Annotated in this window: 19 protein-coding genes; 8 read left to right on the forward strand and 11 right to left on the reverse strand. The window is 69.9% G+C overall.

Translation table 11 applies throughout. The annotated features are described in order from the left end of the window. The first annotated feature begins 120 nt into the window (after positions 1–120). Positions 121–777, forward strand: a complete 657-nt coding sequence (locus tag ACIBHX_RS09430; protein WP_397065853.1) for a polysaccharide deacetylase family protein — start codon at positions 121–123, stop codon at positions 775–777. 99 nt (positions 778–876) lie between these two features. After that, entirely contained in the window at positions 877–2,244 is a 1,368-nt protein-coding gene (locus tag ACIBHX_RS09435) for a hypothetical protein (protein ID WP_397065855.1), read from the forward strand. Here the strand turns inward: ACIBHX_RS09435 and ACIBHX_RS09440 are convergent. Next, on the reverse strand, positions 2,241–2,588 hold the full coding sequence (locus ACIBHX_RS09440) for a winged helix-turn-helix transcriptional regulator (RefSeq protein WP_397065857.1): 348 nt from the start codon (positions 2,586–2,588) through the stop codon (positions 2,241–2,243). The genes ACIBHX_RS09435 and ACIBHX_RS09440 overlap by 4 nt on opposite strands. On the opposite strand from ACIBHX_RS09440, the gene ACIBHX_RS09445 reads away from it, so the two are divergent. Further along, entirely contained in the window at positions 2,575–2,868 is a 294-nt protein-coding gene (locus ACIBHX_RS09445; RefSeq protein WP_397065858.1) for a hypothetical protein, read from the forward strand. The genes ACIBHX_RS09440 and ACIBHX_RS09445 overlap by 14 nt on opposite strands. Positions 2,869–2,917: 49 nt before the next feature. Here ACIBHX_RS09445 and guaA read toward each other — a convergent pair whose 3' ends face one another. From guaA to ACIBHX_RS09470, 5 genes are all read right to left on the reverse strand, one after another. Further along, on the reverse strand, positions 2,918–4,465 hold the full coding sequence (gene guaA / locus ACIBHX_RS09450; RefSeq protein ID WP_397065860.1) for a glutamine-hydrolyzing GMP synthase: 1,548 nt from the start codon (positions 4,463–4,465) through the stop codon (positions 2,918–2,920). 52 nt (positions 4,466–4,517) lie between these two features. Next, positions 4,518–5,345 carry an SDR family NAD(P)-dependent oxidoreductase gene (locus tag ACIBHX_RS09455; protein ID WP_397065862.1) on the reverse strand — a complete coding sequence of 276 codons (828 nt, stop codon included), beginning with the start codon at positions 5,343–5,345 and terminating at the stop codon, positions 4,518–4,520. 46 nt (positions 5,346–5,391) lie between these two features. Then, entirely contained in the window at positions 5,392–6,885 is a 1,494-nt protein-coding gene (locus tag ACIBHX_RS09460) for a DUF885 family protein (RefSeq protein WP_397065864.1), read from the reverse strand. A 10-nt stretch (positions 6,886–6,895) separates the two neighbouring features. Continuing rightward, a complete protein-coding gene (locus tag ACIBHX_RS09465) occupies positions 6,896–8,128 on the reverse strand; it encodes an MFS transporter (RefSeq protein ID WP_397065866.1) in 1,233 nt (410 codons plus the stop codon). A 99-nt stretch (positions 8,129–8,227) separates the two neighbouring features. Further along, positions 8,228–9,223, reverse strand: a complete 996-nt coding sequence (locus ACIBHX_RS09470) for a LacI family DNA-binding transcriptional regulator (RefSeq protein WP_397065867.1) — start codon at positions 9,221–9,223, stop codon at positions 8,228–8,230. A gap of 43 nt (positions 9,224–9,266) precedes the next feature. On the opposite strand from ACIBHX_RS09470, the gene ACIBHX_RS09475 reads away from it, so the two are divergent. Further along, a complete protein-coding gene (locus ACIBHX_RS09475) occupies positions 9,267–9,965 on the forward strand; it encodes an alpha/beta fold hydrolase (protein WP_397065869.1) in 699 nt (232 codons plus the stop codon). Between the two features lie 93 nt (positions 9,966–10,058). Here the strand turns inward: ACIBHX_RS09475 and ACIBHX_RS09480 are convergent, their stop codons facing one another. Next, positions 10,059–11,447 (reverse strand): pyridoxal phosphate-dependent decarboxylase family protein, encoded by a 1,389-nt coding sequence (locus tag ACIBHX_RS09480; RefSeq protein ID WP_397065871.1) that lies wholly within the window; start codon positions 11,445–11,447, stop codon positions 10,059–10,061. Positions 11,448–11,505: 58 nt separating this feature from the next. On the opposite strand from ACIBHX_RS09480, the gene ACIBHX_RS09485 reads away from it, so the two are divergent. Together ACIBHX_RS09485 and ACIBHX_RS09490 are read left to right on the forward strand one after the other, a co-directional pair. Further along, entirely contained in the window at positions 11,506–11,985 is a 480-nt protein-coding gene (locus ACIBHX_RS09485) for an Lrp/AsnC family transcriptional regulator (protein WP_397065873.1), read from the forward strand. Between the two features lie 11 nt (positions 11,986–11,996). Continuing rightward, positions 11,997–12,737, forward strand: a complete 741-nt coding sequence (locus ACIBHX_RS09490; protein WP_397065875.1) for an N-acetyltransferase — start codon at positions 11,997–11,999, stop codon at positions 12,735–12,737. A 137-nt stretch (positions 12,738–12,874) separates the two neighbouring features. Here ACIBHX_RS09490 and ACIBHX_RS09495 read toward each other — a convergent pair whose 3' ends face one another. The 4 genes from ACIBHX_RS09495 to ACIBHX_RS09510 form a co-directional block, all read right to left on the reverse strand. Then, positions 12,875–13,606, reverse strand: coding sequence for a dienelactone hydrolase family protein (locus tag ACIBHX_RS09495; RefSeq protein ID WP_397065877.1), 732 nt, complete (start codon positions 13,604–13,606; stop codon positions 12,875–12,877). A gap of 263 nt (positions 13,607–13,869) precedes the next feature. After that, positions 13,870–14,472 carry a class I SAM-dependent methyltransferase gene (locus ACIBHX_RS09500; RefSeq protein ID WP_397065879.1) on the reverse strand — a complete coding sequence of 201 codons (603 nt, stop codon included), beginning with the start codon at positions 14,470–14,472 and terminating at the stop codon, positions 13,870–13,872. A gap of 84 nt (positions 14,473–14,556) precedes the next feature. Further along, on the reverse strand, positions 14,557–15,300 hold the full coding sequence (locus tag ACIBHX_RS09505; RefSeq protein ID WP_397065881.1) for an MBL fold metallo-hydrolase: 744 nt from the start codon (positions 15,298–15,300) through the stop codon (positions 14,557–14,559). 38 nt (positions 15,301–15,338) lie between these two features. Then, positions 15,339–16,832, reverse strand: coding sequence for a succinic semialdehyde dehydrogenase (locus tag ACIBHX_RS09510; protein ID WP_397065883.1), 1,494 nt, complete (start codon positions 16,830–16,832; stop codon positions 15,339–15,341). Between the two features lie 75 nt (positions 16,833–16,907). Between ACIBHX_RS09510 and ACIBHX_RS09515 the strand changes: the two genes are divergently transcribed. Together ACIBHX_RS09515 and ACIBHX_RS09520 are read left to right on the forward strand one after the other, a co-directional pair. Then, positions 16,908–18,983 (forward strand): protein kinase, encoded by a 2,076-nt coding sequence (locus tag ACIBHX_RS09515; RefSeq protein WP_397065885.1) that lies wholly within the window; start codon positions 16,908–16,910, stop codon positions 18,981–18,983. An 18-nt stretch (positions 18,984–19,001) separates the two neighbouring features. Continuing rightward, positions 19,002–20,996: a beta-propeller domain-containing protein gene (locus ACIBHX_RS09520; RefSeq protein ID WP_397065887.1), complete on the forward strand. Its 1,995-nt coding sequence runs from the start codon at positions 19,002–19,004 to the stop codon at positions 20,994–20,996. Positions 20,997–21,118: the final 122 nt, after the last annotated feature.

Below are 21,118 nucleotides of genomic sequence, written 5' to 3' on the forward strand. Positions count from 1 at the left end.
ACGTAAGAATACCGACAAAGCTTTGCGATACCTGGAGAACGGAGTAACCAGACTTGCTGCCCACCCCGCCGTACTGTGACCAGTGTGTTGATAAAGAACTTGCTAGCGATTTCGCTGGCGATGAGCACACAAGTCGCATTCGCGGCCGTCCCCGCCCCGGCCTCGGCTGCCGTCAACTGCCGCCACATCAAGTGCCTGGCGCTCACCTTCGACGACGGGCCCGGGCCTTACACCAGCAAGCTGCTCGACATCCTCAAGAAGCGGGACGTAAAAGCCACCTTCTTTCTCGAGGGCCAGCATGTCGTGACATATGCGGATGTCGCCCGTCGGGAGTACTCCGAGGGGCACGCGATCGGGAACCACTCCTACACGCACCCCCACCTACCGACCCTGTCCGACGCGAAGATCATCGAAGAGCTGGTGACAACGCAGGACGCCATCGAGAAGGCCATCGGGATACGCCCGAAGCTCTACCGCCCGCCGTACGGGGACACCGACAAGCGGGTGCTGGGCCTGGCCGGTCAGCAAGGCCTGGCGGAGATCCTGTGGTCACGCTCCTCGCAGGACTGGAGGACGCGCGACGCCATGAAGATCATCCGCGAGGTGATGCGGGACGCCAAGCGCAACGGCGTGATCCTGATGCACGACGTGTATCCGGAGACGATCGAGGCCATGCCGTACATCCTCAGGATGCTCAAGCGGCGCGGCTTCCACCTGGTCACGCTGCCGACCCTGTTCGGCGACAGGCAGCCACAGGCCGGCACGAGCTACCCGTAGGTCGGGTAGCGTGTCCCGAGCCGTCTAGGCCGGGATTTGGGAGCCATGGACAACGAACCCACGGAAAGTGCCAGTAAAACTCCAAAGATCGCGACATTCGTGGCGATTCAGGTTGTGTTACTGCTGTGGTGGGCGGCTCTCTATCCCGGACTGTTCAGCCGTGATTCCGTTCTCTACCTGAGCCACACCGTGGCCGGCCCGTGGATCAGCGACCACTCCGTGCTCTACGACTCGTTGCTCTGGCTCAGCTTCAAGATCACGGGCGATATCGGGCTGGTCACGCTGGTGCAGACCACGGCCATGGCCGCGGCCATCACGGTGCTCGCCGAGGCGCTGAAAGCGATGGGGGCTCCCAAGCGCTGGACGACCGGGCTCGCCGTGCTGCTGCCCGTCCTGCCTCCCGTGGGCGCCTTCTCGGTCGCGCTCTGGAAGGACGTGCCGTTCTCCATCTGCGCCCTGCTCATCGCCGCGGTCTGCGCGCGGATCGCCGCCGACGGGAGTGTGACCCGCTGGCGGCTGGTCGCGCTCGGGCTGCTGTTCACCGCGCTTGGCCTGTTCAGGGCCAACGGGTTCCTGGTCGTGGCGCTCGCGGTGATCGTCCTGCTCGTGGTGCTCAGGGAGCAGCGGGTACGGCTGGCGGTGGTCGGCGTGGCCGCGGCAGCGATCCCGCTGGTGCTCAACAACGTGGTCTTCCCGCACGTCGGGATCGCCGCTCCGACGAAGACGTACGTCTACCACACCGCCTTCGGCGACATCGCCGTGGCCTTCGCCGAGCACCCGGAGCTGTTCGACGACCGGGACACGGCGCTGATGGCCAGCGTGGCGCCGCTGAACAGGTGGACCAAAGGTGGCACCTGCTACACGATCAACCCGCTGATCTGGCGTGCGAACTTCAGCTGGCAGCAGGCGGACGCGCACGCGAACGAGCTGCTCGACCTGTGGCGGCGGCTGCTGATCAAGGACCCGGGCGAGGTCATCAAGGCCAGGCTCTGCCGCGGCGCCATCGCCTGGAAACTGTTCGAGGACGACTCGGCCATGGGCGGCGACACCTACCGCTTCTCCCTCCAGCCGAACGCCGACAACTACGTCGGCCCCGGCAAGGTCACCGACTTCCCCGGCCGCGCCGTCGTCTACGCGCTGCGGCCGCTGTCCAGCGGCCTGCACCAGGTGGTCTCCGGCTGGCTCGCCCTGTCGCTGGCCAAGAGCGTCGACTGGCTGGCCTGGCGGGGCGCGCTGTGGTGCTATCTGACCTACCTCGCCGTGGCGCTGGCGGCGTGGTCCCTGCGCAACCGGTACGCGGTTGGGGTGGCGGCGATCGTCGCGGGGCAGCAGCTGGCGATCCTGGCCAACATCTCCGCCCAGGACTTCCGCTACATGGCCTCGCCGATCTTCATCGGCTTCCTGCTGCTGCCGCTGCTGGCCGCCAGTGCCCGGCGGCTCGGTACGGCGGGCCGTACCGAATCCTAGACGGCGGCCTCCTGGCGGGCGTCATAGCGCCGGCGTGACGTGGCCACACAGGCACTGTGCTTGCGCGACCAGTTGGTCAGCGTCAGCATCGCCTCGTAGAGCTCCAGGGCCATGGGCGTGGCCTGGTATTCCACCTTGGGCGGCACCGTCGGATAGACCGTGCGCTCCAGCAGTCCGTCACGCTCCAGATTGCGCAGCGTCAGCGTGAGCATGCGGCGGCTGACGCCCTCGATGGTCCGCTCCAGCTCAGTGAAACGGACCGGCCGCCGGGCGGTGATCAGGATGATCTGGATCGCCCACTTGCCCGCGATCCTGTCGAGGATCTCCCGCGTGGCCGCCGTCACGGTCGCCGCCACCTCGGCCGCCTCCCCCGCCGAATCGGGGCTGGCTTCGGGTCTGTTCAACGTCACGCAGCAGGTCGGCATCTCGATCGGCATTGCCGCCCAGATCGCCCTGGCCACCTCAGTGGCCGGCGGGACCTCCCCCGAGGCCCTGGTCTCCGGCTACCACGTCTCCTACCTGGTGGCGATCGGCCTCATCGGCCTGGCCCTGGTCACCGCCCTCGCCCTGCTCCCCCGCCGGACCCCGGCCGCCGTCGCGGCCGAGGAGGCGCAAGCGGCCTGAGGAACGCGAAGGCGCGCCCCGAACCCGGGGCGCGCCTTCGCGTTTTCCGCTACTCCCACTCGATGGTGCCGGGAGGCTTGCTGGTGACGTCGAGCACCACGCGGTTGACCTCGCGGACCTCGTTGGTGATGCGCGTCGAGATGCGCGACAGCACGTCGTACGGCACGCGGGCCCAGTCGGCCGTCATCGCGTCCTCCGAGGTGACCGGGCGCAGCACCACCGGGTGACCGTAGGTGCGCCCGTCGCCCTGGACGCCCACCGAGCGGACATCGGCCAGCAGCACCACCGGGCACTGCCAGATGTCGCGGTCGAGGCCGGCCCTGGACAGCTCCTCGCGGGCGATGGCGTCGGCCTCGCGCAGCAGGTCCAGCCGCTCTCTGGTGACCGAGCCGACGATGCGGATGCCCAGGCCGGGGCCGGGGAACGGCTGGCGCCAGACCATGGCCGGCGGCAGGCCGAGCTCCTCTCCCGCGCGCCGCACCTCGTCCTTGAACAGCGTGCGCAGCGGCTCCACGAGGGAGAACTGCAGGTCGTCAGGCAGGCCGCCGACGTTGTGGTGCGACTTGATGTTGGCCGTGCCCGTGCCGCCGCCCGACTCCACCACGTCGGGGTAGAGCGTGCCCTGGACCAGGAAGTCGACCGGCCCGTCGGCCAGGATGGCGCGCTGCTCGTCCTCGAAGACGCGGATGAACTCGCGGCCGATGATCTTCCGCTTCTCCTCGGGGTCGGTCACGCCGTCCAGCGCCTTCAGGAAGCGGTCGGCGGCGTCCACCACGCGCAGCTTGACGCCGGTGGCGGCGACGAAGTCGCGCTCGACCTGCTCGGGCTCGCCCTTGCGCAGCAGCCCGTGGTCGACGAAGACACAGGTCAGCCGGTCACCGATGGCGCGCTGCACGATCGCGGCGGCCACCGCGGAGTCGACGCCGCCCGACAGCGCGCAGATGGCGCGGCCGTCGCCGACCTGGCGGCGCACCGCCTCCACCGAGTCCTCGACGATGTTGAGCATCGTCCAGGTCGGGCGGCAGCCCGCGGCGTCGAGGAAGTGCTTGAGCACCGTCTGGCCGTGCTCGGAGTGCAGCACCTCGGGATGGAACTGCACGCCGTACAGCCCGCGGCCGGGGTGCTCGAAGGCGGCGACCGGTGTCTCGGACGTCGAGGCGGTCACCGTGAAGCCCTCGGGCGCTCCGGAGACGCTGTCGCCGTGGGACATCCAGACCCGTTGCGTGGCGGGCAGCCCGGAGAACAGCACGCCCTCGCGGCTGACGTCGAGCGTGGTGCCGCCGTACTCGGCGACGCCGGTGCGCGAGACGCGGCCGCCCAGCGACTGGGCCATGGCCTGGAAGCCGTAACAGATGCCGAACGTTGGCACGCCGGTCTCGAACAGCCCGGCGGGCACGGCGGGAGCCCCTTCGGCGTAGACCGAAGAGGGACCACCGGAAAGGATGATGGCCTTGGGCTTCTTGGCGACGATCTCCTCGACCGGCATCGTCGAGGGGACGATCTCGGAATAGACGTGGCACTCGCGCACCCGCCTGGCGATGAGCTGCGCGTACTGCGCGCCGAAGTCGACCACAAGGACCGTGTCGAACTCTGACACCGAGAGAACCCCCAAAGGTGAATGCGGTGTTCTCAGTGTATCGGGCCTGCGGTTATTCGTACTCGGGCAGTGGCGGTAGTCCGCCGGAGAGCAGGGCCTCGACCTGATGCCGCAGCCCACCGGCGTATCCGGGGTGCGTCAGCACCAGGAACCGCTCCTCGTGGACGGCCTGGACGACCAGGTCGGCCACGTGCGCCGGGTCGATGCCCTTGGTCAGCACGGCGTCGATGATGTCCTGCGCATCCAGGTCGTCCCGGGTGCGGGCGATGGCCAGGTCGGCCGGCCGTACACGCTCGGAGCGGTTGATGCGGGTGCGCACCCCGCCGGGACACAGCGCGGTGACGCGCAGCTTCGAACCGGTGAGCGCCAGATCCTGGGCCAGCGAGAGCGACGCGGCGAAGGCCGCGAACTTGCTGACCGTGTAGCCGGCCATATACGGCGCCGCGAACAGGCCTGCCACCGACACCGTGTTGACGATGTGTCCCTCGGTGTCCTGCTCGATCATGCGGGGCACGAAGTGGTGGATGCCGTGCAGCACACCCCACAGGTTGACGCCGAGCGTCCAGGCGAAGTCCTCGGGGGTGCGGGTCCACATGTGGCCGCCCTGGAAGACGCCGGCGTTGTTGCACAGCACGTGCACGGCGCCGAGTTCGCCGAACGCCCGGTTGGCCAGGTGCTGGACCGCCGTGCCGTCCGAGACGTCGGTGATCTGGGTGAGCACCTTCGGGCCCGCCATGGACGCCGTCTCGGCGAGCCCGCCGGGATCGACGTCCGCGAGCATCAGCGCCATGCCTTCCTGGGCGAAGCGGAGGGCGAGCGCCCGGCCGATGCCGCTCGCCGCTCCCGTGACAACCGCGACCTTGCCGGAGAGTTCCCGCACCGTCGACCTCCCTAGCGCTCGCTCGGCAGGAGCCCTACGGACGACGCTACAGGACGTTGCCCAACAGGCCCAGAGGCGGCGAGCCGAGATCGAACATGGCCTTGTGGAAGCGCTGCAGGGTGAACTCCGCGCCCCACGCGGCCTTGGCCTTGTCGCGCAGGTCGAGGATGACCAGCTTGCCCCAGGTGTAGCGGCCGTAGGTGGGGTCGAAGGTGGCGCGGCGCGCCTCGGACAGCGCAGCGGGACCTGCCAGGTGCGTGTCGGCCTCGAAGCGCCTGGCGCCGTCGGCCACCGTCATCTGGCCGGTGTGCACGCCGATGGCGCAGGCCAGCCGGGTCACCCTGATGAGCGCCTCCACCCACACGCCGATCTCGAAGCGCGGGTTGTCAGCCTTGAAGCCCTCCTCCACGCACAGCTCCTCGGCGTAGTGCGCCCAGCCCTCGACGAAGGCCAGCGACTGCAGCAGCCTGCGCACATCGGTGGGCGCCTGGCGCAGCGCCAGGCCGTGGGAGAAGTGGCCGGGGGCCACCTCGTGCACGTTGATCGCCGGGAGCGTGGTGTCGCTGAAGACCTCCAGCCACTCCTCCTGCTCGTGCGGCGGCCAGGAAGCGTCGGGCGGGGTGATGTGGTACCAGGAGGGACCGACGGGCTCGCCGGGGGCGTTCCAGCTCATCATCGCCATCGCCCAGCGGCGCGACTCAGGTGCCAGGCCCACCAGGCACTCGCCGTCGTGGTAGGGGACCAGGTCCTTCTCGCGGGTGAAGGCGATGGCCTCGGCGGTGCCGCGCCTGGCGGCCTCGATCACGCCGTCGGCGTCGGGGTGCTGCTTGACCAGGTCACGGACCACGTCGAGCGGCGGGCGGTCCTTCTCGCCCAGTTTCGCGCAGGCCTCGGCGAGCAGGGCGGTCAGCCGGTCGCGCTCGGCGTCGGCGCGCTCGGCCAGCCTGCCCAGATCGACCTCGGCGCCCTCGGTGGTGCTCATCAGCCGGGCCAGGGCATCGCCGCCCAGCGCGGCGTCGGGGTCGCCGACCGCGGCCGCCCGCTCCACGTGCGCGACCAGCAGGCCGTGCGCCTCCAGCGCCGCCTCGTCGGTGACGCCCGCGGCCAGGCCTCTGACCGCGCCGATCAGCGCCTCGGCCACCGGGGCGCTGACCTGGTCGAGCGAGGCGATCGCGCCCCTGACGGCCTCCGGCCAGAGCGCGGTGTGCGCGGCCTTGGCGGCAGCGCGCTCCTGCTCGGGACCGTAGTCGCGGTCGTAGCAGGCCAGGTCGAGGTTGGACAGGTGGGCCAGCGGGTTCTTGCGGTGCAGCTCGAGCTCGCCGTACTGGGTGCGCAGCCCCTGCTCGAAGACCTCGAGGTGGGCCGCGTCGTGGGGGTCGGCCGGCGGTGCGCCCTCGCCCAGTCGTGCCAGGCCGGAGCGCACCCCCTCGGGCGACAGGTCCTGGATCTTTCCGTCGTACTCGTGCCTGCCGCCCGTCTCCCGCGCATCCGCCACGGTCAGGTCCGTGATCGCGCGCAGTCTGGGGTCGAGTTCCGTCATGGGGCCGACGCTAGCGCACGCCCTTGATCTTGAGCACTCCCGTCGCGCCGATCAGGCAGACCACGATCCCCACCACGAACAGCGCCGGGTAGCCGCCCACCGTGACCACGAAGGCGGCGATCGTCGGCGCGAGGATCTGCGGACCGGCGTTGGCGATGTTGATCACGCCCATGTCCTTGCCAACGTCCGCGGCGTCGGGCAGCACCTTGGTCACCAGCGCCATGTCGACCGCCAGGTAGATCCCGAAGGCGATGCCGTGCAGCACGTTGTAGAGGATCATGCCTTCGAAGGTCGGCATGACCAGCGGGATGCCCAGGAACAGCGCCGACAGGAGCCCGGCGATCAGGGCGAAGAACCGGAACCTGCCGATCCGGTCTGACAGCGGCCCGACCACCAGCACGGCTACCAGTGTGACCACCTGCCCGATGAGCATGAGCAGGCCCATCTTGGGGATGACCTCGGACTTGGGGATCTTGATGTAGTCCTCGAGCAGGAAGAGGTTGAAGGTGAAGATGATGAAATATCCCAGCATCACGCCGAAGCGGGACACGAACGCCCACCGGAAGTCGCCGTTCCGCAGCGGCCGGACGAAGCCCCCCAGGAACTCCCCCATCCGGAAAGGCTGAACGACCTGCTCGACCGACGACCGGTCGGGGCTGGCGAAGACGATCAGCGCCGCCGCCACCAGCAGCACCGCGATCACCACGAAGTACGCGCCGCCGTTGGCCAGCCCGGGGAACGCGATGAACATCAGCGAGGCCGCGATCGTCGCCACCGGCGTGCCGAGCCCGCTCAGCGCCGAGAACGTGCCGTAGCGCTCCGGCGGGACCCGGTCGGGCAGGATCGCGGTGGTGGCGGCCTGGTATCCGTTCATGATGGTCTGCACGCCCGCCCAGCTGATCCCCAGCATGAGCACGGATCCGGCGCCGGCCTGGGCGAGCAGCGCCAGCGCCCCGATCAGCGCGCAGCCGAGGATCCACGGCGCGCGGCGGCCGAAGCGCGAGCGGGTCCTGTCGGAGAGCTGGCCGAAGATCGGGTTGGCGATCGTGGCCATGAGCGGGCCGATGGAGTTGGCCAGCCCGAGGGCGGTGACGTCGTTCACGCCGGTGATCCGTTGCACGTGGACGGGGAGGACGAACGCGCCCACCCCCATCCACAGGAACATGACCGCCACGTTGGCGAGGGGAAGCGTCAGGTACAGCGGCCTCAGCCGATACCCGCCGGCGACCTGAACTTGGGTCATAGAACGGACCTTTCCAGAGCGTGGTGATACGTATCACCGACGATTGCTCTGGACTGTAGGTCGCACGGAAGTCACTGACAAGGGACCGCGTCCAAGTTGTTACGCGCTGTCCCTGACCACCAGCCGGGGGTTCATCAAGGTCATGACCGACCCGGGCACCGACTCGCGCTCGCCCTTGACCATCTCGTCGATGATCGCCACCATCTCGGCGGGCGAGGCGGACGCGTCGAAGTGGACGGTCGTCAGCCGCGGGCGCATCAGCCTGGCCAGCGGCAGGTCATCGGCGCCGACCACCGCCACGTCCTCGGGAACGCGGACCCCGGCGTCCTGCAGCGCGCTGATCAGCAGCATCGCGTACTCGTCGTTGTAGGCGAAGATCCCGTCGGGCAGGTCGGGCCCCGCGGCGATCCTGCCCGCCTCCTCCTCGGAGAAGGCCAGGTCGATGCGCCGGGCGGCGGGGAAGATCGCTCGCACGCCGCTCAGCCGGCGCTCGCCCATCCGGTCGAGGCCCGCCTCTCTCGGCACGATCGCGGCCAGCCGGGTGCGCCCGCGGTCCACCAGGTGGCGGGCCGCCCAGACGCCGGTCGCCTCGTGCGGCATCACCACCGCGGGCGCGAACGGAGAGGCCTCGTCGGAGAAGGCGATCACGGTCTTGGTGCCGGAGGAGCGCAGCAGGTCCACCGACTTGCGGGTGAGCCTGCCTGCGTCGACGATGACCGCGGCCGGGCGCAGCGTCAGCCAGGACCTGGCCGCGGCCACGCCGGTCAGGCGGCGCTCGCCGTACTGGACGAGGGTGTAGCCGCGGGCGCGGAACTCCTCCTCCATGTCGTCGAGCAGGGCCTGGACGAGCGGGCCTATCCTGGCCTCGGCCAGCGGGAGCAGCACGATGCCGCTGCGGCCGGTGCGCAGCGTGCGGGCGCTGGCGTCCGGCACGTAGCCCAGGCGGGCGGCGGCGTCGCGGACGCGCTGCCGGGTCTCCTCGCTGACGCGGGCGTGCGGGTTGTCGTTGAGCACGTAGGAGACCGTCGCCTGTGACACGCCCGCGGCCCTGGCGACGTCGACGCTGGTCACCGGTCTGCTACTTGTCTCGCTCATCGGCTGGATGCTATCAACTGCTTATACGTATAAGGAGATCCAGATGAAGCTGCACACCCGCGAGTGGGGTGACGGGGACCGGCTGGCGGTGCTCATCCATGGCATCATCGCCGACTCCCGGTGCTGGTGGCGGGTCGGTCCCGCGCTGGCCACCCTCGGGTACCGGGTCATCGCCGTCGACCTTCCCGGTCACGGGGAGAGCCCTCGGGCGGAGACGTACACGCCCGAGTTGCTCGCCTCGTCGGTCGTGGAATCCGTACCGGCCAGTCCCGAGCTGGCGATCGGGCACTCGCTGGGCGGGCTCACGCTGGGGCTCGCGGTTGAGCGGCTCAGGCCGGCGCGGGCGATCTACTCCGATCCCGCCTTCCGGTTGCCGCTGCTGCCCGACGGTACGGCGGTGACGGAGCAGATGGCCGCTGCCAAGGATCTGACGGCGGAGCAGATCGCGGCCGTCCAGCCCGGGTTCTCGCCGGAGGAGGTGGCGCTGGAGGTCGAGATGACCAAGCTCTGGGATCCTGCCACGGCACTCTCGCTGAGCTCGGTCTCGGGCAAGGACTTCACGCCGCCGCTCGCGGTGCCGTCGCTGGTGCAGGTGGCGGATCCCAGCTTCCTGGTCCCGCCCGAATACCAGCAGGAGCTGCGCGGCATGGGTTTCGAGGTCCGCGTCGTCGCGGGCGCGGGCCACACGATCCACCGCCACCTCTTCGACCCCTTCATAACCGGCCTCGACGGCTGGCTCTGACGGATTGGGGTTGTACGGCAGGCCGGGTTGGCGCCGCCCGCCGTACTTCGGCTGAGGGCCCGCGGGCGGCGAGTCGGTGACGGTGGCGCGCCGTTACGACTGCGCTGTGGGCGTGGCGATCCGCTCGATCTCGTCCAGGAGCGCCACCAGGGTGTCGTCGTCGGTGTTGGGTGACATCACGGTGACCCGCAGATGGCGTACGCCGTTGAACTCCGTCGAGGTCAGGTGGAAGGTGCCGTCGGCCATCATGCGCTCGCGGAGAGCGGCCTGGTCGGCCTGGCCGTACCGGAAGCACACGATGTTGCTCTCGGGCTCGTAGGGCAGCTCGAAGCCCGGGCGCTGCCGTGCCAGCTGCCAGAAGCGGTGCGCGGTGGCGTAGCGGGTGGCGACGTGCTCGCCGAGGCCGTGCTCGCCGCGCCAGGCCAGGTTCATGAAGATCTTCAGGCCCAGCTCGGCCTTGGTGCACTCGACCGTGCGGCCGATCAGGTCGAAGCCCTGGTCGCCGTAGAAGAGGTAGCTGGCGTCCTGCTGGAAGGCGGCGTCGATGTCGGCCTCGCGGCGCACCAGCACGGCGGCGGCCAGCGCGGAGGTACGCAGCATCTTGTGCGCGTCCCAGATCACGGAGTCGGCCAGCTCGATGCCGTCGAGCAGGTGCCGGTGCTCGGGGCTGAGCAGCGCGGAGGCGCCGTGCGCGCCGTCGACGTGGAACCAGACGCCGTTCGCGCGGCACCACTCGCCGATCCCCCGCAGATCGTCGTAGAGACCGGTCCCGGTGGCGCAGGCCCCGGCCACCAGGCACATCACCCGCCGCCCGGCACCCAGCTCGCCATCGGAGATGCTGGGGAGTCTGGCCACATCGATGCGCCCGAGGTCGTCGGTGGGCAGGGCGACCATGGCCCGCCGGCCGAGGCCGAGGATCGCGGCGGCGCGTGACACCGAGTAGTGCGCCGACGGAGGCGCCAGGATCACCAGGTCGTCCGGCACGCCGTCCTCCCATGCCTCAGGGGCGACGCGGGCGCGGGCGGCCAGCAGCGCCGTGAGGTTGGCCAGCGAACCGCCGTGGGTGAGAACGCCGCCACCTTCGGGGAACCCGACCTTCTCCAGCATCCACCGCAGCACCTCGAACTCCACCGTCGCCGAGGCCGCACCCATCTCGTAGACGGCCATCGGGTTGTTGATGGCGCCGTGGATGAAATCGGCGAGGGCGGCGGGGAAGTCCGGTACCGCGCTCTGGTGTGCCAGGTAGGCGGGATGGTGCAGCCTGGTCCCCTCGTCGAGGAAGGTCCGCAGGAACTCGCGGTACGTCTCGGGCGTCATCCCGCCCTTCCTGATCAGCTCGCCGAGTCCCAGCTTCTCGGCCAGCTCGCGCGGCGGCGTGCGCCGGATGACCCGCGCGGTGCCCCGCTGGCTCTCCTCCACGTACGCCGCCAGTTCGTCAACGGTTGCCCCTGCCGCCTCGGCAAACTCCGCAATGTCCCACATGGCTTGAAATATGCGGCCGTAGCTCGATGTATGGCTAGATGCACCGAATAATAGGAAGATGATCGCGCATAACGCCGAACTGGATTCGATCGATCTCGCGATTCTGGCCGAGCTGCAGCACGACGCCCGCCTGCCCAACAAGGATCTCGCCGACCGGCTCGGCGTCGCGCCCTCCACTGCCCTGGAACGCGTGCGCTCGCTGCGCCGCCGCGGCATCATCACCGGCTTCCGCGCCGGGGTCGACACGGCCAAGCTGGGCCGCCCGCTCCAGGCGCTGCTCGCGCTGCGGGTGCGGCCGCACACCAGCCAGTTGGTGGACCCGCTGCGGGCCTTCGTGCTCGGGCTACCCGAGACGATCACGCTGTTCCACGTGGCGGGCACCGAGGACTTCCTGGTACACGTGGCCGTGGCCGACGCCGATCACCTGCACCGGCTGGCGCTGGAGAAGTTCCTGATCCGGCCGGAGATCGTGCACCTGCAGACGACGTTGATCTTCAAGACGGAGCATCAGCCCATCCAGCGGCCATCCGAAATGTGACAATGATCCACATGGCCCTCCGGATCACTTCGCTTGCTGAGCGTCCAGAATTCGCCGCCACGTTATGGGACATGCCGCACGCCTGGCCGCCGTTCATGTTCCAGGACCCGATGGCGGACCTCTTCTATCCGGTCGCCGCGACCGAGTACGCCGACTACGTGCTCGTGGCCGACGACTCCGACGAGCCGGGGCGGCTGGCGGCGCGAGGCTGCATGATCCCCTACGCGGTGCGCGGGGACGAACTGCCCGACGGGGGCTGGGACGAGATCATCCGCAACGGCCACCTGGCGCGGGCCTCCGGCGACACGCTTGACGGCATCTCGGCGTTGGAGATCACGATCAGGGAGGACCTGCTCGGCACCGGGATCTCCCACCGGATGATCGCCGCCATGCGGGACCAGGCGGTGCGGCTCGGCTTCCGCGAGCTGGTGGCGCCGGTCCGGCCCAACCAGAAGCACCTGGAACCGCACGTGCCGATGGCGGACTACGCCTTCCGCACCCGGGATGACGGCCTGCCGTACGATGCCTGGCTCCGCGCCCACGTCCGGGCGGGCGCCGAGATCACGAAGGTGGCGCCGCGGTCGATGGTCATCGCGGGGACCTTGGCGGAATGGCGCGACTGGACCAGCCTCCCCTTCGACACGCCCGGCCCCATCGACGTCCCACGCGCCCTCACCCCCGTCCACTGCACCCCGTCCCACGACCACGCCGTCTACGTCGAACCCAACATCTGGGTCACCCACCGCCTCTAACTTCCCCCAGAGAGCTCCCCTGCCCGCACGGCTCTGCTTGAACGGCTTTCCCCCACCGTGGCCCCGGTCGCGGGCTGATGCGGACGCGCCGGCCGGGAATGGATCTCGGTCGGCGCGTCGCGGACTACAGACGGGTATCAGCGCAGGTGCCGGGTGAAGAACCGCAGGGCGCTGTCCGTCTCGAAGCGCGGCAGGTCTCCGTGGTTGCCGGGGTTGGCATGCAGCGTCTTCTCGGCTGAACCGAAGGCGTCGTACAACGCCAGGCTCTGCGCCCGCGGCACCAGCTGATCGTCCCACTGGACCAGGAACCGCACCGGCACGGTGATCCGCGCGGCGGTCTCGGCCAGCGCGGTCGCCCCGAGCAGGCCCAGCACCGCGGCGCGGACGCGGGGTTCCGCGGCGATGAACGGGACACCGAGCCCGCAGCCCATCGACATACCCCAATAACCCACCGGACCGTCGCCGACGTGGTCGAGCTGCTGGACCGCGGTCAGGACCGCCTGCCATTCCGCGACGGCCCGCCCGGCCAGGTGATTGTGCATGGCGGCGACCAGCGCAGCCGGATCCTCGCCGGCGGCCATACCGGCCCGCATCTCGGTCGCGATCCTGCCGAACTCCTCATCCTCCGGCCGCTCGCCGTGGTTGGGCGCGTCGATCGCGGCGACCGCGAAACCGCCCTCGGCGGCGAAGCGGCGCGCGCCGTCCAGGACGCCGGGGGCCTGCTTGTGCTGCCGTCCGCCGTGTCCCATCAGGATCAGGGGACGAGTGCCGAGGGCGTCTTCCGGCGTCCACAACACACCGGGGATCTCGCCGAGGGTGAAGAGCTGTTCGGTGACGCCGTCCGACGACGTCTGGGAGGTGAAGCGCATAGCGTTTCGGGCCTTTCGGGATGCCTTCTGCGGGCGCTCCCTAGACCATGCGAGGGAGGGAGCCCCGACCTGTCACAGCGTTGATCGGTCTCACCTCCTCGAGTGCGCAGCGATGCACGGCGCCGCCGAACGTATCACAAAGGCGCCAGGCCGCAGTCGCGGTACATCCGGATCAAGCACGGCACCGACCTGAGCGGGCTCGCCCGCCTGACCTGGTCAGTGGCCGCCGTGCGGGCGCGAGGCCATGCGCCGGCCAGTCCGGCTCAGTGCTGCGGTTTGCGCCAGGTGATGCTGTAGCGCAGCAGGAGGTGGCGGCGGTACTGGGAGCCGGGCAGGATCTCGGCGGCCAACGCTCGCATCTGCGGGTACGTCACCGGCGGCGGCCACACGATGGGGGACGGATGCTCCCAGCGGCCCTTCATCGCGCGGTGGAAGGTACTGACGGCGACGCCGGCGAGATCGCGCGGCAGGTCGTTGGGCATGGTGCTGCGGGCGAGGCCGACGATGGCCAGGACGCCGCCGGGCCGCAGCAGGTCGCGCATGCGGGCCAACCCCTTGGCGGCGTCCACGTGGTGCAGGGTGGCCACGGATCCGATGACGTCGAACGAGGCGGGCTCGAAGGGGTGGGTGAGGAAGTCGCCGAGGATGTAGTCGACGTCGTCCGGGTGCTCGCGGGCCTGGTCGATGCTGAGCGCGTCGAGGTCGATGCCGGTGACGCGCGGCACGGTCCGCCGGAGTTCGCGGGCCAGCATGCCCTCGCCGCAGCCGACGTCGAGGGCACGCTGGGCGCCATCAGGGATCGCGCGCAGGATCCGGGGGTGGTAATGGATGTTGTGATTCCATCGCCTGCCGTTCTTCACTGTCATGTGATCATCCTGCTGGACGCCCGGCTCGTCCGTCGGCCCAAGCGTGCGCCCTCAGGTAAGAGAGCGAGGCCGCGAGATGGGCGGCTACGGGAGGGTGAGCGGCTTGCCGGGGATCGGGAAGTGGATCTCGGCGGGCAGGGAGGTCAGGGCAGGTTCGAGGGTGTCGCGGCCCTGGGTGAAGTGGGCCCAGTGCTCGAAGTGGAGGGGCACCACGTGGCGGGCGCCCAGGATGGCGGCGGCCTCGGCGGCGTCCGCGCTGGTGAGCGTGAGCGGCGCGTCCGGGATGAGGGGCGTCCGGGCGGCCCCGGCGAAGAGCAGGGCGACGTCCACCGACGGGAAGCGGGCCGCGATGGACTTGACCACGTCCAGGGAGGCGTTGTCGCCGCTGACGTAGACCGTCGGAAGGTCGGGCCCCTGGATGACGAACCCGGTCACCTCGCCCGTGAGGTGCTCCGTCCCGTCGGGCCCGTGCTGGGCCGGCACGCCGGTGATCGTAAGAGGGCCGAGCGGGTGGGACGTCCAGTTCGGCAGCGCCTGGACGGGCGGCCCGATGCGGTCGGCGGCCGACCGGGTCGACAGCGCCAGGGAAACCGTGGCCAGGAAGGCACGCCCCGCCGTGTCCAGGTTGTCGGGATGCTGGTCGTGCGACAGCAGCACGGCGTCCACGGGACCCACCTCGGAAGGACCGAAGGCGGGCCCGGCCGTCTTGCGCAGCGCCCTGGAACCGATCGGGTACTCACCCGGCGCGTCGAACGTGGGGTCGAGCAGCAGCCGCACCCCGCCCATCTCCACCAGCGCCGTCGGTCCACCCACGTAGCGAATCTCCATGACCGGTATGGACACCGGGCGGGGTGAAAACATTCCGGCTACTTGAGCCGCAGCCGCCGCATCGTCTTCAGAGTCGTGGCCAGCACGCCGGCCCATGCCTCGTTGGACATCCCGAACGGCGCCTCGAACCCGAGCCACGACGCCTGCGTGGCCACGGTCTGCACCTCCGTGTACCGCAGCAGCCCTTCGGGGCCGTGGCGCCGCCCCAGGCCGGAGGCCTTCATGCCGCCCATCGGGGCGTCGTAGGAGGCGTAGGCCGAGCCGTACCCCTCGTTGATGTTGACCGTGCCGGCCTTGAGCCGGCCGGCGAAGGCGCGCCCGCGCGGCGGCGAGGAGGTCCAGACGGAGGCGTTGAGCCCGTAGATCGTGTCGTTGGCCAGCGCGAGCGCCTCCTCCTCCGAGGAGTACGGGTAGAGGGCCACGACGGGGCCGAACGTCTCGTTGCGGCAGAGCGTCATGTCCTCCGTGACGCCGGTGAGCACGGTCGGCTCGTAGAAGAGCGGGCCGAGGTCGGGCCGGGGCTTGCCGCCGGTGAGGACCGTGGCGCCGCGGCTGACCGCGTCGTCCACGTGCGCCGTGACGGTGTCGAGCTGGCGCTGGGAGGTCAGCGAGCCCATCTGGACGGACCAGTCGCGGCCCGCACCCAGCTTGAGGTTCCGGACTTGCCTCACGAACCGCTCAGAGAAGGCATCGAATAGCGCGACAGGAACGTAGAGCCGTTCGATCGACAGGCACAGCTGCCCCGCGTTGGTGAAGCACGCCCGGATCGCGCCCTGCACGGCCAGGTCCAGGTCGGCGTCGTCCAGCACCACCATCGGGTTCTTGCCGCCCAGCTCCAGCGAGCAGCCGATGAGCCTCTTGGCCGCCTCCTCGGCGATCTTCCTGCCGCCCCGCGTCGAGCCGGTGAAGGCCACGTAGTCGGCCCCGTCCAGCAGCGCGTCACCGATGTCGGCGGGCTCGCCCAGCACGACCTGCCAGATCTCGCGCGGCATGCCCAGCTCGGCCAGCAGGTCGATGGTCCACAGCGTGGACATGGCCGTCTGCGTGTCCGGCTTGTGCACCAGCGCGTTGCCGGCCAGCAGGGCGGGCACGGCGTCGGTCACGCCGAGCGAGAGCGGGTAGTTCCACGGCGAGATCAGCGCCACCACGCCCTTGGGCTGGCGCAGCTCGCTGACGCGGGTGGCCAGCGGGAAGATGCCGCTGCGGCCGTGCGGTGCGAGCAGGCCGGGGGCGCGGCGGGCGTAGTACAGGCTGCAGCCGGCGACGTCGAGCACCTCCTCGAAGGCGTGCTTGCGTGCCTTGCCCGTCTCGTCCTGGAGGATGTCGAGGATCTCGTCGCGCCGGTCCAGGATCGCGTCGTGCAGCCGCAGGAACGGCCGCGCCCGTTCGGCCGCCGGTCGCGCCGCCCATTCGGCCTGTGCCGCCCTGGCCTTGACGTAGGCCTCGCGCACGTCGTCGGCGGCGGAGATGGGCAGCTCGGCGATGCGGTCACCGGTGAAGGGAGCGGTGATCTCCTGCGTCTTGACGGGCATGACGGAATGATATTCCGCCTAGCTACCCACGGGTAGTTTTTGTGGATGTCCTAGCTAAGCGCCACAATTCCCCTCATGCCAACCTTTGCCCCGCTGAGGCCAGGAGACCCCGAGACGCTCGGAGGCCACGTGCTCCTGGGCCGCCTCGGCGAGGGCGGACAGGGCGTGGTCTTCCTCGCCAGGGACCCGTCGGGCACCCACGTGGCGGTGAAGTTACTGCAGGCCGACGACCAGGTCAGCATCGGGCGCTTCCTGCGCGAGGCGCAGGTGGCGGAGCAGGTGGCGCCGTTCTGTACGGCGGCGGTGCTCGGCACGGGTGTGGAGGCCGACCGCCCGTTCATCGTCAGCGAGTACATCGAGGGCTCCTCGCTGCACCGCGTCGTGCAGGAGCAGGGACCGCGCTCCGGCTCGACGCTGCACCGCCTGGCGATCGGGACGGCGACCGCGCTGGCCGCGATCCACCAGGCGGGGATCGTGCACCGCGACTTCAAGCCCGCCAACGTGATCATCGGCGCGGACGGGCCGCGGGTCATCGACTTCGGCATCGCGCGCTCGCTGAACGCCACCTCCACGCTCAGCAACATGCCGGTCGGCACGCCCTCCTACATGGCCCCCGAGCAGGTGCTCGGCCATCAGGTCGGCCCCGCGGCCGACCTGTTCTCCTGGGCCAGCACGATGGTCTATTCGGCCTCGGGCCGCGCGCCGTTCGGCAGCGACACGATGCCCGCGGTGATCAACCGGGTCCTCAACCACCCGCCCGACCTGGGCGTGCTGGACGGCCCGCTGCGCGACGTGGTGGCCTCCTGCCTGAGCAAGGACCCGGCCCAGCGCCCGACGGCCGAGCAGGTGATCATGCGCCTGCTGCAGCACCCCATCTCCAGCTCCGGCTCCGGCATGCTCGCCCAGGGCGCCGCGGCGGCCCAGATGGCCCCGCCACCCAGCCGCCCCCAGGCCGGCCACCCCTACGCGGCCGCCCCGGCCATGCCCCCGCACACCCAGCCGCCGCACCAGGGCTGGCCGCAGCCGCATCCCCAGTACGGCCAGCCGACCACCCACCCGGTCCGCCCCAAGAGCCGGGCCCCGATCATCATCGGCATCACCGTGGCCGTGGCCCTCGCCCTGGTGGCCGGGGTGGCCCTGGCGGTCCCGTGGAAGCGGATCACGGCGGCCGGCCGTACCACCGCGAGCCCGTCGCCCACCGTCGAGAAGCGGGTGGCGGAGCCGCGCCCGACCGGGGTTCCCACCGACGGCATCAAGCGGGTACCGCTGGCGGGCGGCCCGATCACGCTGTACGAGCACCCGGCCGACCCGATCACGCTGACGTCGTACGAGATCTACAGCAAGAAGGCCGACGACTGGATCGACTATGCCCGCGGGTCGCTGCGCGGGACCTTCCAGAAGTACGCCGGCAACTGGGAGTCCCTCGTCTCCCCCGACGGCCGCTACCTGGCCGGCCGGGGCAGGAACTACACCTCCGACAACTACGACTCGATCATCATCACCGACCGCCGGTCCGGCGGCCGTACCACGATCAAGACCGTGAAGAGCCCGCTGATCAGCAGCATCCGCTCCTGGTCGAAGGACGGCTCGCGGATCCTGCTCAACATCGAGAAGGAGGACCACAACAACTGGACCTACCTGGGCTTCGTCATCGTGGACACCAAGGCGGGCACGGCCAAGGTGATCAAGGTGGCCGACGACTCGATCCGCGACACGGCCTTCGGCTGGGACGGCCGCGAGCAGGGCGCGGTCAACGTGGTCGGCAAGGACAAGGGCCTGCGCTTCTTCGACGGATCGGGCAGGGCCACCCGCACGGCGACGGGCGTGGGCGAGCTGTCCTCGGGCACCGACGGCATCTTCTCCCCCTCCGGCAAGGTGTTCGTCACCAACTGCCCGGGCGGCGGCGACGGCGACCACTGCCTGTGGGACGCCGAGACGGGTGAGCGGGTGCGCAGGTTCTCCTCCGACTGCGACAAGGTGCTCGGCTGGTACGACGAGACGCACCTGTTCTGCTGGGAGCAGGACAACGGGTCCGACGACGAGATCCAGGTCGTGGACTTCCAGGGCAGGCTGGTACGCAAGCTGCTCGATCTTCCCGACAAGTTCGACTTCAGCCCGGTTTTCACGACGAACACTGAACCGCACGGCTGAGTGATCCGTGGTGAGGGCATGAAGCCGTTGATCCGTAAGGCCCTGACCGTCGCCGCCCTGGCGACGGCCACCGCCGCCTGCACCTCTGCTCCGAGCGGCACCCCGGCCAAGCTCGATCTGAGCAAGAACGTGCGCCTGGTGTCCTACAGCAGCTGCGACGACATGCTCGCCGGGCTGCGTGAGCACGCCGCGGACAACGTGGGCCCCTGGGGCTTCGGCGGGCCGATCATGCCGTACATGGCGCGCGAGGACACCGCGGCGGTCCCGCAGGCCAAGACCGCCGACGCCCCCGACCACTCCACCACCAACGTGCACGAGGCGGGCGTGGACGAGCCCGACCTGGTCAAGACCGATGGCAACCGGGTCATCACCGTCACCGACGGCACGCTGCGCGTCATCGACACGGCCACCAAGAAGGTCACCGCCACGCTCAAGCTGACCGAGAAGGGCCAGCCCGTCTACCAGCCCGCCAACCTGCTCGTTTCTGGCGACCGCGCCCTGGTGCTGTTCGAGGGCGGCAACATCATGTACAAGACGTTCGCCCCGGTCGGCGACACACGCTACGTGCTGGTCGACCTGTCGGGCGAGCCGAAGGTGCTGGGCACGATCAAGCCCAAGGGCGGGCAGTTCATCGACGCCCGCATGGTCGGCTCGACGGTCCGGCTGGTGACGCGCAGCCAGCCCGACATCACCTTCCCCACGCCCAAGGACAACGCCACCGACGACGAGCGCACGAAGCAGAACCAGGACGTGGTACGGCGGGCGCCCCTGGACGCGTGGCTCCCCAAGGTCGAGATCACCGACGCCTCCGGCGCGGTCAGGAAGGACGCGGTCAAGTGCGAGCGGGTCAGCCACCCGGCCGACTACACCGGCACCTCGCTGCTGACCGTGCACACCATCGACCTGGCGCAGGGCATCACGGCCGCGGGTACCGACCCGATCAGCCTGGCCGCCGACGGCGACACGGTGTACGGCACCCCCAACAGCCTCTACGTGGCCAGCAACCCGCGCTGGTGGGGCCGCATCGTCGAACCGATGGCCGTCGACGACTCCTCGACCTCGGCGCCCGCCGCCGAGCCCACCCCCACGGAACCCTCGGTCACCGCCACCGCTCCTGAGGCCACGGCGACCCTCACGGCCACGCCGGAGCCGTCGACGCCGAAGGCGCCCCCGGAGGAGACCGAGGTCCACAGGTTCGACATCACCCAGCCGGGCGCCCCCTCCTACGTGGCCTCCGGCAAGGTGCCGGGCCGGCTGCTGAACCAGTACTCCCTGTCGGAGTTCGACGGCAACCTGCGCATCGCCACCACCCAGTCCCAGGACCAGAAGAACAGCTCGAGCGCCGTCTACGTCCTCAAGTCGGACAGCATGGCCAAGATCGGCGAGGTCGGCGGCCTGGGCGAGGGCGAGCGGATCTACTCGGTGCGCTTCATCGGCCCGGTCGGCTACTGCGTCACCTTCAAGCAGATGGACCCGCTCTACACCCTGGACCTGCGTGACCCGGCCGCGCCCAAGGTCACGGGCGAGCTGAAGATCACCGGATACTCGGCCTACCTGCACCCGGCCGGCGACGGGCGGCTGATCGGCATCGGCCAGGAGGCCAGCGACAAGGGCAGGCCGCTGGGCACGCAGGTCTCGCTCTTCGACGTGAGCGACCCGGCCGGCCCCAAGCGGCTGTCGCAGATGTTCCAGAAGGAATCGGGCTCGGGCGCCGAATGGGACCCGCACGCGTTCCTGTACTGGCCCAAGACCGGTCTGGCGGTCATCCCGCTCAGCACGTACAGCGAGCAGCAGCAACAGGACGGCGCCGTGGCGTTGAAGATCGACGACTCCGGGATCTCCAAGCTGGGTATGATCACCCACCCGGTCCACAAGCAGGACGGCTACAGCTACCAGCCGGGCATCCAGCGTTCCATGGTCATCGGTGACTCGGTGTGGACGGTCTCCTACGACGGAGTCCAGGTGAACGACATCAACAACCTCGCCACGCAGGCCTGGATCCCGCTCCACTGAACCGCTTCTCCCCCCAGGAAGGGCGTCGACCGCTGAGGGTGTCGGCGCCCTTCCCCTTTATTGACGCGTATCGACAAACCCCGACAATTAGTGAAAAATCCACTGACATCTTGAAGTCGGGC

It is taken from the genome of Nonomuraea sp. NPDC050536 (genome assembly GCF_044457685.1).
Taxonomy (GTDB): Bacteria; Actinomycetota; Actinomycetes; order Streptosporangiales; family Streptosporangiaceae; genus Nonomuraea.

Excerpts from the sequence above, each read along its gene's own strand:
- ACIBHX_RS09510 (WP_397065883.1), bottom strand. The coding sequence starts at position 16,832 with ATGCCCGTCAAGACGCAGGAGATCACCGCTCCCTTCACCGGTGACCGC.
- ACIBHX_RS09465 (WP_397065866.1), bottom strand. The coding sequence starts at position 8,128 with ATGACCCAAGTTCAGGTCGCCGGCGGGTATCGGCTGAGGCCGCTGTAC.
- ACIBHX_RS09500 (WP_397065879.1), bottom strand. The coding sequence starts at position 14,472 with ATGACAGTGAAGAACGGCAGGCGATGGAATCACAACATCCATTACCAC.
- ACIBHX_RS09485 (WP_397065873.1), top strand. The coding sequence starts at position 11,506 with ATGATCGCGCATAACGCCGAACTGGATTCGATCGATCTCGCGATTCTG.
- ACIBHX_RS09495 (WP_397065877.1), bottom strand. The coding sequence starts at position 13,606 with ATGCGCTTCACCTCCCAGACGTCGTCGGACGGCGTCACCGAACAGCTC.
- ACIBHX_RS09475 (WP_397065869.1), top strand. The coding sequence starts at position 9,267 with ATGAAGCTGCACACCCGCGAGTGGGGTGACGGGGACCGGCTGGCGGTG.
- ACIBHX_RS09470 (WP_397065867.1), bottom strand. The coding sequence starts at position 9,223 with ATGAGCGAGACAAGTAGCAGACCGGTGACCAGCGTCGACGTCGCCAGG.
- ACIBHX_RS09515 (WP_397065885.1), top strand. The coding sequence starts at position 16,908 with ATGCCAACCTTTGCCCCGCTGAGGCCAGGAGACCCCGAGACGCTCGGA.
- ACIBHX_RS09520 (WP_397065887.1), top strand. The coding sequence starts at position 19,002 with ATGAAGCCGTTGATCCGTAAGGCCCTGACCGTCGCCGCCCTGGCGACG.
- ACIBHX_RS09430 (WP_397065853.1), top strand. The coding sequence starts at position 121 with ATGAGCACACAAGTCGCATTCGCGGCCGTCCCCGCCCCGGCCTCGGCT.
- ACIBHX_RS09505 (WP_397065881.1), bottom strand. The coding sequence starts at position 15,300 with ATGGAGATTCGCTACGTGGGTGGACCGACGGCGCTGGTGGAGATGGGC.
- ACIBHX_RS09490 (WP_397065875.1), top strand. The coding sequence starts at position 11,997 with ATGGCCCTCCGGATCACTTCGCTTGCTGAGCGTCCAGAATTCGCCGCC.
- ACIBHX_RS09480 (WP_397065871.1), bottom strand. The coding sequence starts at position 11,447 with ATGTGGGACATTGCGGAGTTTGCCGAGGCGGCAGGGGCAACCGTTGAC.
- ACIBHX_RS09460 (WP_397065864.1), bottom strand. The coding sequence starts at position 6,885 with ATGACGGAACTCGACCCCAGACTGCGCGCGATCACGGACCTGACCGTG.